This window comes from Flagellimonas aquimarina (assembly GCF_003149745.1).
GTDB classification, from domain to species: Bacteria; Bacteroidota; Bacteroidia; order Flavobacteriales; family Flavobacteriaceae; genus Flagellimonas; species Flagellimonas aquimarina.
Map to the genome: position 1 here is coordinate 1,316,702 of NZ_QGEG01000002.1, position 16,261 is coordinate 1,332,962.

General features: G+C 37.8%; 11 protein-coding genes and 1 tRNA gene. 7 read left to right on the forward strand and 5 right to left on the reverse strand.

From position 1 onward, the window contains the following. Window positions 1–24 precede the first annotated feature (24 nt). Window positions 25–100 (reverse strand) — tRNA-His (locus tag DKG77_RS12805). 329 nt (window positions 101–429) lie between these two features. Here DKG77_RS12805 and DKG77_RS12810 point away from each other — a divergent pair. Further along, window positions 430–2,520 (forward strand): tetratricopeptide repeat-containing sensor histidine kinase, encoded by a 2,091-nt coding sequence (locus tag DKG77_RS12810; RefSeq protein ID WP_243414926.1) that lies wholly within the window; start codon window positions 430–432, stop codon window positions 2,518–2,520. On the opposite strand, the gene bshB1 is transcribed toward DKG77_RS12810, so the two are convergent. Genes bshB1 through DKG77_RS12825 form a run of 3 tightly spaced genes read right to left on the reverse strand, consistent with a single transcriptional unit; the run spans window position 2,517 to window position 5,864 of the window. Beyond that, window positions 2,517–3,239 carry a bacillithiol biosynthesis deacetylase BshB1 gene (gene bshB1 / locus DKG77_RS12815; protein WP_109663516.1) on the reverse strand — a complete coding sequence of 241 codons (723 nt, stop codon included), beginning with the start codon at window positions 3,237–3,239 and terminating at the stop codon, window positions 2,517–2,519. The two genes, DKG77_RS12810 and bshB1, sit on opposite strands and share 4 nt — an antisense overlap. Before the next feature lie 10 nt (window positions 3,240–3,249). Continuing rightward, window positions 3,250–4,419, reverse strand: a complete 1,170-nt coding sequence (locus DKG77_RS12820; RefSeq protein ID WP_109663518.1) for a trans-sulfuration enzyme family protein — start codon at window positions 4,417–4,419, stop codon at window positions 3,250–3,252. A 35-nt stretch (window positions 4,420–4,454) separates the two neighbouring features. Further along, a complete protein-coding gene (locus DKG77_RS12825) occupies window positions 4,455–5,864 on the reverse strand; it encodes an MATE family efflux transporter (protein ID WP_109663519.1) in 1,410 nt (469 codons plus the stop codon). Between the two features lie 252 nt (window positions 5,865–6,116). Between DKG77_RS12825 and DKG77_RS12830 the strand changes: the two genes are divergently transcribed. Then, window positions 6,117–7,421: a M14 family metallopeptidase gene (locus DKG77_RS12830; protein ID WP_109663521.1), complete on the forward strand. Its 1,305-nt coding sequence runs from the start codon at window positions 6,117–6,119 to the stop codon at window positions 7,419–7,421. A gap of 3 nt (window positions 7,422–7,424) precedes the next feature. On the opposite strand, the gene DKG77_RS12835 is transcribed toward DKG77_RS12830, so the two are convergent. Beyond that, on the reverse strand, window positions 7,425–10,595 hold the full coding sequence (locus tag DKG77_RS12835; protein WP_109663523.1) for a cytochrome c biogenesis protein CcsA: 3,171 nt from the start codon (window positions 10,593–10,595) through the stop codon (window positions 7,425–7,427). Between the two features lie 136 nt (window positions 10,596–10,731). Between DKG77_RS12835 and DKG77_RS12840 the strand changes: the two genes are divergently transcribed. The 5 genes from DKG77_RS12840 to DKG77_RS12860 all read left to right on the forward strand — a co-directional run bounded on the left by DKG77_RS12840 (window position 10,732) and on the right by DKG77_RS12860 (window position 16,228). Beyond that, on the forward strand, window positions 10,732–11,493 hold the full coding sequence (locus DKG77_RS12840; RefSeq protein WP_109663525.1) for a Rossmann-like and DUF2520 domain-containing protein: 762 nt from the start codon (window positions 10,732–10,734) through the stop codon (window positions 11,491–11,493). Beyond that, entirely contained in the window at window positions 11,477–12,004 is a 528-nt protein-coding gene (locus DKG77_RS12845) for a KdsC family phosphatase (RefSeq protein ID WP_109663527.1), read from the forward strand. The genes DKG77_RS12840 and DKG77_RS12845 overlap by 17 nt, the downstream gene beginning before the upstream one ends. Further along, a complete protein-coding gene (locus DKG77_RS12850) occupies window positions 11,997–12,599 on the forward strand; it encodes a Maf family nucleotide pyrophosphatase (RefSeq protein WP_109663528.1) in 603 nt (200 codons plus the stop codon). Before DKG77_RS12845 ends, DKG77_RS12850 begins: the two co-directional genes overlap by 8 nt. A 36-nt stretch (window positions 12,600–12,635) precedes the next feature. Beyond that, a complete protein-coding gene (locus tag DKG77_RS12855; protein ID WP_109663530.1) occupies window positions 12,636–13,592 on the forward strand; it encodes a septum formation inhibitor Maf in 957 nt (318 codons plus the stop codon). Between the two features lie 104 nt (window positions 13,593–13,696). Then, window positions 13,697–16,228 (forward strand): PIG-L family deacetylase, encoded by a 2,532-nt coding sequence (locus tag DKG77_RS12860; protein ID WP_109663532.1) that lies wholly within the window; start codon window positions 13,697–13,699, stop codon window positions 16,226–16,228. Window positions 16,229–16,261 lie beyond the last annotated feature (33 nt).

The following is a 16,261-nucleotide window of genomic DNA, read 5'->3' on the forward strand; positions in this document are numbered from 1 at the left end:
TCTTAAAAAGAGGGCTTTTTATTTGGGTGGAAGACGGGATTCGAACCCGCGACCCTCGGTACCACAAACCGATGCTCTAACCAGCTGAGCTACAACCACCATTTAAGCGGATGCAAAAATACTTTTTTTATCAATTCAATCAAAAGATTTTAAACTTTACCTTCACAAAAACAAAATATTATTCAACCCCCTTTTCTTCCTTAGGAGTTTCACCGTTTGTAATCATCTGTATTCAAACAGATAACCAAGAGAATCGGTTTATATTTTACATATGCTTTTTTAGATAGGAAATAGGTCTTTTTTATTAAAAAACATCGATGAAATGCACTCTTTAACAGACAAAACACACAAATAATGATCGTTCACAACAATTAGTACCAGAAAAAACTATTGAAAAGTATTTTTACTAATCAAGGTTTAAACATTTGTATGTCCCAAATAAACCATTCTTTCAGTCTCCAAAACCTACTTGGAACAGTAGTCTTGATTTTTTGTGCAATGTTCTTTACTTCTTCTGTTGAAGCGCAAAAGAACAAAAGAGATAGCATTGCATATCGATTAAAACGATTGGAAAGCACAAATCGTTTCAATTCAAAGGATACCACCCACATAAAACTATTATCAAATCTGGCATCTACCTATCGCTACATCAACAATGATAGCCTTTATTCAATTTCAAATAGGGTCTTAAAACTTAGTGAAGCGGTAAACTTTACATACGGAAAAATAAGGGCGAATGAAGCTTTGGGGTATTACTATTCTGATAAAGGAGATCGGCAAAAATCTACTATTTTATTGAAAAAAGCCCTTAAACTGGCGGTTAATGAAGAGGACAAACGATCTGAATTGAACATTATCAATGGTTTAGCAAATGATTATAGAGACGATGGCAATTTTGCCGAGGCATTGAACCTTAACCTAAAAGGAATCGACGTTGCCAAACAGATTGACAGTAAACCAATGCTTTCTATTTTTAATGAAAACATTGCAAGCCTTTACGCGGATCAAAAGGATTTTGACAATGCGCTGGTTTTCTATGATACCGTACAGGTAATAAACAAAGCATTGGGTAACGAACAAATACATGCCGAAACCCAAAGTAATATGGCTTCGCTCTATAAAGATTCAGAGGATTTTGATCTTGCTATGTTCAATATAAACAAGAGTATAAATTCTTTTGAAAATTTAAAGATCTATGATTGGTTGGCCTACGCCTACCAAGTAAAAGGAAGTATTTACTTGAAGCAAAAAAAATATCAATGGGCACTGTATTGGTATGACCAAAGTAATCTATTACATGATCAACAACTTGATGATGATCGTGAAAAAATTCAATTGCTCAATGGTATGGCCAAAGTATATCTTGGCTTGGGAAGGGATAGTCTTTCTTTAGAGCATGCAAGTTTGGGCCTACAGCTGTCTGAAAAAATAAAATCGTTGCAGGGGCAAATAGATTGCTCAGAAACACTGTATGAACTCTATAAAAACAAGGAGGACCATACCAAGGCGCTTGCATACCTAGAAACTTTCACCAAACTTTCGGATTCTCTTTCTAAGGACAAGAACAAGCAGAGTCTTTCCTTGTTAAGGGCAAAAATGCAGTATGAACAAGAAAAGCAAGATCTTATTGCAACAAATGAAGTGGCATTGGCCAAACAAAGAAACTATATCTACTTTTCAATAACAATCCTCATAATTCTTGCTGTAATTACATTTATAGTAAGACGAAGTGAACATATTCAGAAAAAGCTCAACAAAGAGTTACAAGAAAAATCTGAAGTGGTCAGCGAAAGAGAATCTCAATTAAATGAAATTAATAAAACCAAGACCAAACTATTTTCTATTATTGGTCATGATTTAAGAGGCCCTATTGGAGCATTGCAGGGAATTTTAAAATTGTTTACCGACGGAGAAATAGGTAAAAATGAGTTCATTTCTTTTATTCCCAAGCTAAAATCCGATGTAGAGAATATATCCTTTGCGCTAAATAATCTATTGTCATGGGGGCAGACCCAATTAAATGGTGTTGTAACCAAACCCAAAAGAATTTCCTTGGATAAATTAGTGAGTGGAAACATTAGCTTACTCTCTGAAGTAGCAGCAGGAAAATCAATAAAAATAATAAACCAACTCCCTGAAAATCCTCTTATTTGGGCTGACCAAAATCAAATTGATATTGTAATAAGGAATCTAATGAGCAATGCGATCAAGTTTACTCCAGAGGACGGACTTATTACCATAGAAGCGGAAGAGAAAAGAGATGTTTGGCAAATTATGATTCGTGATACCGGAATTGGGATGAACAAAGAGATTCAGAAAAAAATCTTTGCGGACACCACCAATATCACTACTTATGGCACAAACAATGAAAGAGGTACCGGTTTGGGCCTATCTCTTTGTAAAGAAATGATTCTTAAAAACAACGGTGAAATTTGGGTAGAGAGTGTCCTGCGTAAAGGGTCTTCTTTCTATTTTACCGTACCCAAAGCTGAAAAAAGGTATCAAAAGTTAGCTAGTTAAATAAGGCTATCCAAATTGTCCACTCCCACAAATCGTTCTACATTAAAGCCTTCGGCATGCTCCACACCTATTAGCCTTCCTAAATCCCGGGCTCTATAGTTTACACTATCTATGAAGTTTTTACTGCTTATAGGTGTTTCAGGTTCGTCACTGTTGGGGTCAAAAAATTGAGAGCTATATGCCAAGATGGATTTTGTCTTTTTATCAATAAATCCTGAGACGTCAACTGCAAAATCCGGCTCCAGGTTCTTCCATTGTATAAAATGATAAACAACTTTTGGCCGCCAAGCCTCTTGCCATTCATCATCACCATCCATTTTAGTGTCTATCTTAACCAAGCCGCTCAAAAAACAGGCGTCACTTACCAATTTACTGCCTTTTGGATGGTCTATGTGCCTATCATCAATGGCGTTACAGAGAACAACTTCTGGGCGATATTTACGAATCATTTTAATGATTTCTAACTGATGTTCTTTATCGTTCACAAAAAAGCCATCTGCAAACTCCATATTCTGTCGAACTGCAATACCCAAAATCTCAGCTGCCTTAGTGGCCTCCTGGTCCCTTATATCGGCTGACCCTCTTGTTCCCAATTCACCTCGGGTCAAATCAATTACTCCAACTTTTTTACCTCTAGAAACCTCTTTGGCTATTGTGCCGCCCGCACCTAACTCAGCATCATCAGGATGCGCTCCAAATACTAAAATATCTAATTTCATCAACGTTATGTTATACAGGCATTGCCATGGATTTTACTTTAGAAATGGCTTGCTCAATATCACGTACTAAGTCTTCCATTTCTTCAATACCTAACGAGAATCTTATTAAAGAGTCTTTAATCCCTTGTTTTTTGCGATCCTCAGGACTCATTAGAGCGTGAGAAGTTTGCATAGGTGAAAGAACTGTACTTTCTATCCCGGCCAAACTCATGGACGGTTTTATAAGTTTAAGGTGCTTAAAGAATAAAGATGCATCAATTTCAGAATTCAGTTCAAAAGAGAGCATACCACCAAATCCTTTCATTTGAGATTTTGCCAATGCATGGCCAGGGTGAGTTTCAAGTCCAGGGTAATACACATTTTCAACATCCTTACTTGCACTTAAATATGCTGCCATTTTCATGGCATTGGCGTTCTGTGCATTTACTCGAATTCCCATTGTTTTTATGCTGCGTTCCAAAAGCCAAACGGTATAATCACTTAAACTGCCGCCAAAACAAATAGCCGTCTGAAAAATCTTATCCATATGCTCTTGTGAAGCTGCAATAACACCCGCACAGATATCTGAATGCCCACCCATGTATTTTGTGGCACTGTGCAGAACAACATCTATTCCATAATCGATTGGGTTTTGATTTATTGGACTTGCAAAAGTATTATCGATCATTGACACAATTCCATGTTTTTTGGCCAATTGACCAATACCTTCTAAATCTGTAATTGTCAACAGTGGGTTTGATGGTGTTTCTATATAAATCACCTTGGTGTTAGGTCTGATTTCTCTTTCAAAATCATCAACTTCCCATCCATTGGTAAAAGAATAACTGATGCCATATTTTTCAAATTGTGTAACAGCGAAATTATACGTGCCGCCATACAACGTTTGTTGTAATACAATGTGGTCGCCAGCCTGTAAAAAGGCCATTAACCCTGTACTGATGGCAGCCATACCGCTCCCAAAAATTAGAGCGGCCTTGGCATGTTCCAAAGCCGCCAATTTTTTGCACAGTGCTTCTTGATTGGGTGTATTAAAGTATCTAGGATAACGCTTTATATCTACATCTTCAAACGCATAAGAAGTGCTCATATACAAAGGTGAAACAGCACCTTTAAATTGAGTGTCCTCTAATTCTCCTGTATGGGTGCAAGTGGTATTTATCCCTTTTTTATCCGTATTCATTGCCTTAAAACTTTAGGTTAAAGATACAAAACCACTTATACTTGAACTTGCTTCCAGTTCCCTTTTTTAAACCAAATTATGGCCATTACCGCCAAAAGAACTTCAGCTGCCGTAATTGCTATAAAGACACCCTTTGCACCAAAATCCAATACTATGGCCGCAACATAGGCAATAGGCAATTGAAACATCCAAAAAGAGAAAAAATTAATCTTTGTTGGAGTCTTTGTGTCACCAGCTCCATTAAATGCTTGGGTAACAACCATTCCGTAGGCATAAAACACATATCCTATTGCAATAATCTGAAGACAAAGCGCTCCATTTTCGACCACACTTGGTGTTGAATTAAACAATGAAATAATAGTCTCTGCAAAAATTAGATATACTAAAGAAACCAACCCCATAAAATAGGCATTGTACTTGCCTGTTTTCCACACAGAAATCTCCGCCCTATCCGGTTTTTTGGCTCCCAAGTTTTGACCAACCAACGTTGCAGCTGCATTGCTCATTCCCCAAGAAGGCATTAATGTAAACATGATTACTCGTATTGCGATGGTATAGCCCGCCAAAACTTCACTGCCGAATTCGGACATGATACGCATAAGGAAAACCCAACTGGAAGTACCAATTAAAAACTGAGCTATTCCTCCCAACGATACTTTTACCAAATTGATCATAACCTTTAAGTTAAAAACCAAATCTTGTAGGGCCAATTTAATTTTACCCCAACCAAAGAACAAAATTCCCAGCTGAAATAAAACTGCAGTTCCCCGACCAATATTGGTTGCGATTGCTGCCCCCATTACCCCATATTCAGGAACTGGTCCCCACCCAAAAATAAATATGGGGTCCAAAATAATATTTAAACCATTTGATAAAACAAGGGTCCACATGGCAATGGAAGCATCACCGGCACCTCTAAATATTGCATTGATCAAGAACAAAAGCATTATGGTTATATTACCACCAATCAACAATTTGGTATAGCCATATCCTTCAGCAATCAGGTCGGGTTCTCCTCCCATTAATGCCAATATTTCCTTTGCATAGAAAATGCCCAGAATTCCAAGCAAAACAGAAATGATTACACCTAAACCTATAGCCTGAACTGCTGCTACTCTGGCTCCTTGAACGTCCTTTTCCCCTATTCTTCGGGCCACTACCGCCGTTGCTGCCATGCTTAGACCAATGGCAAGTGCGTAGACCAATGTGATAACAGATTCAGTAAGACCAATAGTGGCAACTGCATTGACACTTACTTGAGAAACGTAAGCAATGTCCACCAATGCAAATATTGATTCCATTAGCATCTCTAAAATCATGGGAATGGAAAGCATAAAAATAGCTTTCCGAATACTTCCAGAAGTAAACTCAGTTTCTTTGCCAGTTACGGCAATCCAGAAATATTTAAGTAATTGTTTAAATGAAGGTATTTTAGAATTTGTCATTATATAAAATTATGTGTGAAAAAAGAATAAATATGTCAACCTGACCGAATAAGTTTTTCGGCTAATTTTTTGGCTCAAAGCCAAAGGTGACATCTATCGCGTACATAATTTTATTACTTCATGATGAAACAAAGATGCTAAAAAAAATGATATGCTACATCTGAATACATATTATAAATTCAAAAAAAAATATAAAATCATACTTTTATAGTTAACTAGAAGCATCAAAACCAAATAACTAAAACCTTCTCTATGAGATTTATTTTAGCATTACTATTTACTTCGACCTTACTCCTAACTTCTTGTAAAAATACATCTGGTCCCATTGCATCTGATACATCTACAAAACAAAAACCATCAGGTTATCAAGGGCAGGCACCAAGCCCTGTAGTACCTACGGTAAATAGACCGGTGCAAAGACAGTGGAAAGGAATATGGTCTTTTGATGATAATACCACCTTTTTTACCAATGATTTTGATGGTGCACGGTTAAACGGGGTTGCTGCGGATGGAAATGATCACTACACAGTATGGATAACAGCAGAAAATACGCCTATTAATGTGAGTCCATGGTATGCCTTTAAAGTATGGACGGAAAATCCTCGCGAGATTACCATTAAACTTTCTTATCAAGATTCTAGAAGCCGTTATTATCCAAAAATCAGTACGGATGGGATCCACTTTAAACCCATTGACAGTACTGCCTATAAACCAATTAATTTAGGAGAAGGGGATTTTGGCATTAAAGCGGCTCCAGAATTTGCTGAGTTGACCTTAGCAATTAATAAAGAACCAATATGGGTAACAGCACAAGAATTATATACTTCCAAACGGGTAACAAGTTGGGTGGATTCTCTTTCTGTAAAGCCATTTATCTCTAACTACGAAATAGGAAAAACTACAGAAAAACGGTCAATGCAACTTATGGAAATAAAGGGGGATAGCACGGCTAAAAAAGCGTTGATGATTATCTCTAGACAACATCCGCCGGAAGTTACCGGCTTTATTGCAATGAAATCCTTTATCGAAACCATTTCAGGAGAAAGTGCTCAAGCGAAAAAATTTAGAAAAAACCATACTGTTTTTGTCGTTCCCCTTATGAATCCAGATGGAGCAGATAATGGCCATTGGAGGCATAATATGGGCGGTATAGATTTAAATAGGGATTGGCAGAACTTCAATCAACCAGAAACCAAAAGTGTGAGGGACTTCTTAAATAGAAAAAGCAGCGAAGGGTATGAGTTTGTTTTTGGTGCGGATTTTCATTCTACATGGGATGACATCTATTATCCTTTGGATACAACGGTTACCGGGCAAAGAGGCAAAATTATATTTGATTGGATAGATAGTATTAGTGATAGGTTGCCGCAGAAAAAATCGAACGTCAAAGCTTCGGACAAATTGGATCCTACCATGGTCTCACGAACCTATTTTTATGTAAAACACGAAATGCCAGCTATAGTTTTTGAACTTGGGGATGATACACCAAGACCTTTTTTAAAAGAAAAGGGAAAGGTTGCAGCTGAGGAACTAATGCGTCTATTAGATAGTGACTAAAAATTATTTTGCATAATTAACACGATACCTCCAAAGGCTTACGCCTCCTAGAATGAAGACACCCAAAACAGTGTACCAAATAAAACTAGGGGTTATTACTTGGTCGCCACTTGCGTAACTATGCAAACCTACTAGATAAAAATTGACTCCAAAATAGGTCATCATTATACTGGCAAAAGCAATGATACTTGCAAAGTTGAAAATCCACTTTCCTCTTAGTCCGGGAACCAAACGCATATGTATTACAAAAGCATAGATCATAATTGAGATCAAGGCCCACGTCTCTTTAGGATCCCACCCCCAATAACGCCCCCAACTTTCATTGGCCCATTGGCCTCCCAAAAAATTACCTATGGTCAACATAACAAGTCCGGTGGTCAACGCCAATTCATTAATAACTATCAACTCTCTTAAGTTGAGCTCCATGCGCTCCTTGTTCTTTTTGGTAGTCAAGATAATGAGCAATAACGAAACAACTCCTAAGATCATACCAACAGTTAAGGGTCCATAACTGCCAACAATTACCGCTACATGAATCATTAGCCAGTAACTGTCAAGAACTGGCTGTAAATTTGCTATGGCAGGGTCTACCCAACTTTGATGGGCCACTGCAAGAAGCAGCGATGTTACAAAAGCGCTTGCAGCAAGGGTCAACTCGCTTTTTCTTCCTAATGCCAAGCCTATTGCCATGGTAGCCCATGAAACATATAAAATACTTTCATAGGCATCACTCCAAGGTGCATGGCCAGAAATATACCATCGTAAAACCAAACCAGCAGTATGCCAAATAAACAGGATGATCACTGATCCTTTAAGTACATATGCTGTTGCCTTCCAAATTTCTCTATCCTTAAAGATTCGAAATATCAGAATAAAGAACAGCAACAGACCAACCATTCCGTAATATTTGTACAATCTGTTGAAAATATCCAACTTATTGTACATGATTTCAATCTCTACCTTTTTTTCATCCGGCAGCACCTCAGCACCATGGTTTCTTTGATTTTGCTTAAATGCCTCTAACAGCATATCTGGTTGAGCATAATCTCCAGAATCAATGGCAGTCTTTAGGGAACCCAAATAATAGGGCATTGAATTTTTTACAAAATTGGAATAAAGAGAATCCGACACTTGATATTGTCCAGATCGATACTCAATGGCAGATATCCATTTATTGTTTTCATCATTGAGTAAAGGAAATATTTTAACAATCTGTCCACTAAGGGCAATGTTCAACAAACTTAACCTTTCACCTACCTTTTTAAAGTCTTTTTCAAAATTGGATGGATTGGTAGTCGAAGTTGCTTTCTGCAAATAGGGCTGTAGCTTGTATGTACCTTTATCGTCAAAAAAATCTGTAGCTTTTACATACTTTGTTCCCTTTGGTACATCAATAATACTCCTAAGGCTATCATTTTCTTTTTTTCCAAGTGCTATAAACTCGGTGTTGTACCAAATACCCGGATTCATCATCATGGAAAGGAAAACTTGATTTGCGGTGAAATCATCGTAGGTGTTCTTTCCACTTAGTCTTCGCAACAATTCTGAAGCAAATGTATGAATGGGTTTCATTCTTCCTCCTTCATCTTGAATGACAAGAGCGCCAAAACTTTCAGCATGTTTCTCGTCAACGATAGTGGCTTGAATAATGGAATCCACCTGCTCTTGCGATGGAAGATTGGTATGTTCGTGATTTTCTGTGTCTTCCTGCTGTGCCGTGGCCAAAGAAGTGAACAAGAAAAAAGCAATGGTCCCTAAAGCTGCTTTTTTGGTTTTGATTTTTTCCAAGGATTTTTGGAGGTCACGGAAACGGGTTTTCCCAAAGAACATGATACCCATTAGTCCCAAATAAAGCAAAAAGTAACCTATATAGGTAATCCAAGTGCCCCAAAAATCATGGTTAACGGATAAAACAGTGCCTTTTTCATCTGGGTGAAAACTAGATTGAAAGAACCGATATCCTTTGTGATCCAATACATGGTTCATAAAGATATCATAATCGAACGGACGCTTATCCTTAACAGTAATCTTGCTCATAAAAGAAGCGTAACCAGCCTCTGTGCCCGGATACTTTTCAGCAATAAAATCATTCAATTGAATTGAAAATGGAAGTTCATATACTTTAGACCCGTAACTAAGCGAAAAATCCATCCCGCCTACTTTTACCTTATCTGAAAAATTGGAACTACCCTTTCCTCCTAACAATTTCTGCTCTACCGTTTCTCCATTTACAGTAATGGATACAACTAAAGCATCTTGTGTTGCTTCTGTAACTTCATTTGCCGGAACCTTGACAATACCATAACTACCTCTAACCAAAGGCTCTGGAATTACAAACTGCATTCCTGCCATATTGTACAAGGAACGTAATTGCAAGGTCTGAAGACTGTCATTGACAACTTCTCCCCGGAATTGATCGGCCATTCGCATAAAATCTCCAGAGAAAGGTGATTTGATTTGATAACCAACACTATCCGAGTAAATATTTATCGCTCCATCTGTTTCTTTGTTTAAAGAAAATAATACATTATGGATGCTCGCGACCTTTCCATTTTCCAGGTAATGTTCATGACGTTGACCATCTCCAGCTTCAACAATTTTAAGGTATTGGCTACCTCTTGCATCAGGAATCAGCCCTTCTTCTGCCCCAGCGATAAAGTCTACATAGGAAATTGTAAAAGGCTGCCCATTAAAGTCCGATTTCCATGGCAAACTGGAACGCATGCCTTCTGGAGTAACGATCAAATCATCTTCCAATACCCTGCGCTTTGTCTCTCCTCCAATATCGCCATCCACAAAAGCTGTTAAAAAGGTTTTATCTGAATAAAATCTGTTTTCGGTATTGCCCTCCCTAATGGGCATCATACCTTCATAACTTATATACCTTGTGACAAAAGCTCCAACAATGATCAAGATCCATGAAAGGTGCAGTATTAGCACCGGCCATTTTTTCCAGCTAAAAAGCTTGTAGCGGAACATATTTCCTAGAAAATTGATGACAAAAAATACCATAATAGCCTCAAACCAGGTGGCATTGTAGATATAAATTCGGGCTGTTTCAGTGCTATACCAAGTTTCTACAAAGGTTCCAATGGCCATCGCTACCGCAAAAACCAGAAAAAGAACAGCCATAAGTTTTGTAGAAAAAAGGGTCTTTTTAACAATTTCTATCATCTAATTGCAGATGTGTTTTCAGCTTGCAAAAATACCATCTTTTTACCATTTATTAGGATCTTACAGGATAGAAATGGTTAAACAAATTTGTTAATTCTTCTAAAAACAATGTATCTCTAAATTCGTAGTTTTGGGCATGCTGTCCATAGTAATTGTCGGTACCGGAAATGTAGCTAAGCATTTGTTCAATGCTTTTGCCAAGTCTGAAGAAGTAAAAATTGTTCAGGTGGTAGGTCGAAATCAAAACAGTTTGGAAGGTTTTTCCAATATAGTTCCTTTTTCAAACGATTTTGCACAAATTGTAGATGCAGATGTTTATATCATCGCGGTAAAAGACGATGCCATTGCCAAAGTTTCTCAATCACTTGCCAGTAAAAAGGGAATTGTAGTGCACACCTCAGGGTCTGTGGAAATGGATAGTATAGTATCTCCAAACAGGGGTGTTTTCTATCCTTTACAGACCTTTACCAAAGACAAGGCCCTAGATTTTAAATCCATTCCCATTTGTATAGAAGCTAAACAAGATGAGTCCCTTAAAGTAGTACAAATGTTAGGTGAGGACATTTCAGAAAAGGTGTATGTAATCACCTCTGATCAAAGAAAAAAATTACATCTTGCAGCTGTCTTTGCGAACAATTTTACCAATCATTTATATAGCATTAGCGAAAGTATTTGTCTACAAGAGGGATTGTCATTTGAGTTGTTGCAACCCTTAATATTGGAAACTGCCAAAAAAATACAATCCATTTCCCCAAAAGAAGCTCAAACTGGTCCTGCAAGAAGAAATGATAAAAAAAGTATTCAAAACCATTTAAGTTTATTGAAAGATAAAAAACAAACCGAACTTTACATTTTATTTAGTGAGGCCATAAAAAAAAGATATGAAGAAGAATTATAAAGAGCTTTTGAATGATATTACCACCTTTGTCTTCGATGTGGACGGTGTGTTCACAGATGGTTCAATTTTGATAACCACCAAAGGGGAAATGCTTCGGAAAATGAATGTTAAAGATGGTTATGCCCTTAAGACTGCTTTGCAGAAAGGTTATAATGTTTGCATTATTTCCGGTGGCACCAACCAAGGCGTAAAAGAACGATTAAAAGGTCTTGGGGTAACGGATATTTATTTAGGGGCCCATCACAAACAAGACCCTTTGGAAGAGTACATGGATATTTACAATATTGATTCTAAAAATGTACTTTATATGGGCGATGACCTGCCAGACATACCTCCTATGAAAATGGTGGCCCTTGCCACTGCTCCGCAAAATGCTGTAGCTGAAGTAAAGGCAATTTCTGATTATGTTTCGCATAAAAATGGTGGTGAAGGTTGCGTTCGTGATATCATAGAACAGGTATTGAAGGTAAGAGGCGATTGGAACGATAATTATAGTGCCAAGAATGATTGAACCTAATCCCTTAAATAAAAAACTTAAAGGCTACAAACTTGTTCTAGGCTCCGCCTCTCCAAGAAGAAAAATGTTTTTGAAAGAGATGGGCTTAGATTTTGAGGTAAGGCCAAAATCTGTAGATGAAGTATATCCAGAACATTTACAGGGAGAAAAAATATCCAACTTTCTAGCTAAATTAAAGGCAACTCCATTTAAAGAAGAATTAAAGAAAAACGAGATTGTGCTTACCTCAGATACCGTAGTTTGGTATAAAGGTATGTCCCTTGCCAAGGCCTCCAGCAAAAAAGAAGCTTTTAAAATGCTTCGCACATTATCGGGAGATTGGCATGAGGTAATTACATCTGTTTGCTTTACCACCTCAACGGCACAAAAAACGGTAAGCGCAACAACTTGGGTAAAGTTTATGGATTTTACTGATGAGGAAATTGAATATTATATAGATATCTGCAAGCCTTTTGATAAGGCAGGGGCTTATGGAATACAGGAGTGGATCGGAATGGTTGGGATTTCAGAAATAAAAGGCCCCTACACCAATGTTGTTGGCTTACCTACTCATTTAGTTTATAAAACGTTAATGGATATGGTTTCCTAAGCAGGGTTCCTTAATTTTACTAAAATTCCTTCCGTTATGAAAAATCTGTTCAAGGCTGAATTTGCCATTGGTTTATTTCTTTTGGTTTCTTTAAGTCTATTTTCTTGTGTTGAAAAAACCAAAGCCTCTAACAAAGAAATGGCCCTTAACACTGAAGAAGCTTTAGAAAAGATTGAAAGCCCCAAAAAAAAGGTTTCCGAAGATTTTAAAAAATATTGGTATGCCGGCAATGCCGAAATCACTTCTTATAAATTGGAACAAGCCCGATACGGTGAAATTAGAGATGGGCATTCCGTTCTTATATATGTTACTGAACCATTCCTAGCAGAAAAACAGGTAAAAGCAGACAGAAACAATCCTGATAACATTCCTGTTTTAAAGCTTAACTCAACAAAGAAATACTTAACTGGAATTTATCCTTATTCGGTAATGAGCAGTACGTTTTACCCAGTTCATGATAACCAACATGCGGTAAAAACAAGCCTCTCTATGCAAGAATGGTGTGGGCACATGTATTCACAAATCAACAATAGGGAACAATTTGAGTTCATGAGCCATTCGTATTTTGAAAATGAAGCAGATCAGAACTTAACATTGGAGAAGGAGTTTCTGGAAAATGAAATATGGACCAAAATTAGAATCAATCCTGATGATTTACCTGTTGGAAACCTAAAAATGATCCCATCCCTGGAGTATGCAAGATTAAGACATGTGGAGCTTAAGGCCTACAACGTAAAAGCTGAGCTGTCAACTAAAGATGGAATCAGCAGCTATACTTTGGTTTATCCAGATTTGGAAAGAAGTCTTAATATCAATTTTACTGCTGAATTCCCTTACCCTATAGAAAGTTGGTCCGAAGATTTTAAAAGCGGCTTTGGTCCAAAGGCAAAAATAATGACCACAAAGGCAACAAGGTTAAAATCTTTAAAGACAGCTTACTGGGGGCAAAATGGAAACGAAGACATTATCCTTAGAGATAGCTTAGGGCTATAGTTTTGGCATTTTTGTCATAATCACACCGTGTTAAAGATGTTCTAAATTGCATCCTGTCTGATTTGAATCTTTCTATATTTGGAATAACCACTAAAAAACTTCTCATGCGAAACTTTTGGGTCAGCCTTCTGACTTTAGCTACCGTTGTTTCTAACACCTATGCTCAAAAGCCTAATAAACCCTCATCTATTGAAATACACCATAGCCTCCAAAAACTCAACTTTTTAGGTACGGCGCTTTACATTGCAGCACACCCAGATGATGAAAACACTAGGTTGATTTCTTACCTCTCCAATCATGACAAGGCGCGTACTGCTTATCTTTCCATAACAAGGGGAGATGGAGGTCAAAATTTGATCGGTTCAGAACTTAGGGAGCTTTTGGGCGTTTTAAGAACCCAAGAACTTTTGGCAGCCCGAAGAATTGATGGTGGAGAACAATGGTTTACCCGCGCCAATGATTTTGGCTACTCCAAACACCCTAATGAGACGTTAAGAATTTGGGATAAAGAAAAGGTTTTGGGAGACGTGGTCTGGGCCATCCGGAATTTAAAGCCAGACGTTATCATAAATCGTTTTGACCATAGAACACCTGGTTCAACACATGGGCATCATACTTCCTCGGCTATGTTAAGTATGGAAGCATTTGATTTGGCCAATGACCAAAATGCATATCCAGAGCAGTTGGGACTTACATCCATATGGCAACCAAAAAGAGTGTTTTTCAACACGTCTTGGTGGTTCTACGGTAGTCAAGAAAATTTTGCGAAAGCCGACAAATCCAAAATGTTGAAAATGGATATTGGCGTTTTCTATCCAGAACTGGGTCTTTCCAATAACGAAATAGCATCAATGGCAAGTAGTCAGCACTTATGTCAAGGCTTTGGGAGGGTAACTACAAGAGGTACTCAGGATGAATATGTAGAATTGTTAAAAGGGGATTTACCTGCTAACAATAACCTATTTGATGGCATAAATACCACGTGGTCAAGAATAAAAGGCGGTAAGGCAATAGGCGACATTTTATACAAAATGGAAGAGAATTTTGATTTCTCCAATCCTTCAAAACATGTTCCAGAGTTGGTCGAAGCCTATCAACTATTACAGGGTATTGAGGATGAACACTGGAAAACTTTAAAGTCTGAAGAGTTGCAATCGTTGATCTTAGCGTGTTCTGGATTATACTTGGAAATCAGTTCTGAATCTGCCTCCACTACCCGTGGCAATACCTCCAAGCTTAATGTAGAAGCATTGAACCGAAGTTCTCAAAATGTTACTCTGAAAAAGATTGAGCTGACCGGTACAGAAACCAGCATGTTACCGAACAAGGTTTTATTGGAAAACATAAAAGAGAACATTAGCATTGATTTTACCGTTCCTGAAACTGCCAGTATTTCTGGACCATATTGGTTAAAGGAACCTGGTACTTTGGGGATGTATACGGTTAAAAATCAAAAAATGATTGGAAAGGCGGAAACGCCAAGCGCTTTCACTGCGAAATTCACTTTAGATTTTAATGGGGTTCAAATCAAATTTCAAAAACCCGTAGTCTACCGACATTCAAAACCAGATAGAGGGGAATTATATGAGCCTTTTGTTGTGCTTCCTGAGGCAACTTCCAAAATAGAGGAAAAAGTCTTGATCTTTTCAGATTCCAAAACTAAGGACATATTGGTAAATGTTAAAGCTGGGAAGGATAGCGTTTCTGGTGAGATAGCATTGCAACATCCTTTAGGGTGGACCATTTCTCCAAAAAGCATTCCCTTTTCAATTGCTCAAAAGGGTCAGGAACAAGCAGTTACTTTTAAAGTAACCCCTCCAAGTACAGACAGCGAAGGGAAGATTGCTCCAATAATCACTATCGCAAATAAGTCATATGACAAAGAGCTTGTGGAAATTGGTTATCAACATATTCCCAAACAATCTATCTTATTGCCTTCTGAAGCCAAGGTAGTTAGAATGAATATTCAGAAAACAGGAGAACATATTGGTTATATAGTTGGTGCAGGGGATAAAGTTCCAGAAAGTTTAAAACAAATCGGATATCAGGTTCATATCATTGATCCAAAGGATATTCAAAAAGGATCTTTGGATAAATATGATGCCGTTGTAGTTGGAATTAGAGCTTATAATGTCGTAGACGATTTAAAATTCAAACAGCCCCTTTTGTTTGACTATGTTGAGCGCGGTGGAAATATGGTAGTGCAATACAACACTGCAGGCAGGTGGTCCAAACAGTTTGAGAATATTGCTCCGTACAGTCTTACACTCTCAAGGGATAGGGTTACGGATGAGTCTGCAGCGGTTAGCATTATAGCAAATAATCATTCAATTGCAAACTTTCCAAACACTATCAAGGAAAGTGATTTTAATGGATGGGTTCAAGAAAGAGGCCTATATTTTCCTAAAGAATGGAGCTCAGAATTTACCCCAATACTTTCAATGGGAGACGAAGGTGAAGAACCCACAGATGGCAGCCTTTTAGTAGCTCCGCATGGAGAAGGCCATTACATTTATACCGGATTGAGCTTTTTCAGGGAACTTCCGGCCGGTGTTTCTGGAGCATACAAACTTTTTGCAAACATGCTTTCCGTTGGAAAAAGCGAGGTAAAAACCGAAAGTAATGTCAAAGGATAATATGGAAAACAAGCCAATTTGGAAGAAAGAATA

What these genes read in the sequence shown, in the direction of transcription:
- DKG77_RS12810 (WP_243414926.1), top strand. Translation starts at nt 430, where the DNA reads ATGTCCCAAATAAACCATTCTTTCAGTCTCCAAAACCTACTTGGAACA.
- bshB1 (WP_109663516.1), bottom strand. Translation starts at nt 3,239, where the DNA reads ATGAAATTAGATATTTTAGTATTTGGAGCGCATCCTGATGATGCTGAG.
- DKG77_RS12820 (WP_109663518.1), bottom strand. Translation starts at nt 4,419, where the DNA reads ATGAATACGGATAAAAAAGGGATAAATACCACTTGCACCCATACAGGA.
- DKG77_RS12825 (WP_109663519.1), bottom strand. Translation starts at nt 5,864, where the DNA reads ATGACAAATTCTAAAATACCTTCATTTAAACAATTACTTAAATATTTC.
- DKG77_RS12830 (WP_109663521.1), top strand. Translation starts at nt 6,117, where the DNA reads ATGAGATTTATTTTAGCATTACTATTTACTTCGACCTTACTCCTAACT.
- DKG77_RS12835 (WP_109663523.1), bottom strand. Translation starts at nt 10,595, where the DNA reads ATGATAGAAATTGTTAAAAAGACCCTTTTTTCTACAAAACTTATGGCT.
- DKG77_RS12840 (WP_109663525.1), top strand. Translation starts at nt 10,732, where the DNA reads ATGCTGTCCATAGTAATTGTCGGTACCGGAAATGTAGCTAAGCATTTG.
- DKG77_RS12845 (WP_109663527.1), top strand. Translation starts at nt 11,477, where the DNA reads ATGAAGAAGAATTATAAAGAGCTTTTGAATGATATTACCACCTTTGTC.
- DKG77_RS12850 (WP_109663528.1), top strand. Translation starts at nt 11,997, where the DNA reads ATGATTGAACCTAATCCCTTAAATAAAAAACTTAAAGGCTACAAACTT.
- DKG77_RS12855 (WP_109663530.1), top strand. Translation starts at nt 12,636, where the DNA reads ATGAAAAATCTGTTCAAGGCTGAATTTGCCATTGGTTTATTTCTTTTG.
- DKG77_RS12860 (WP_109663532.1), top strand. Translation starts at nt 13,697, where the DNA reads ATGCGAAACTTTTGGGTCAGCCTTCTGACTTTAGCTACCGTTGTTTCT.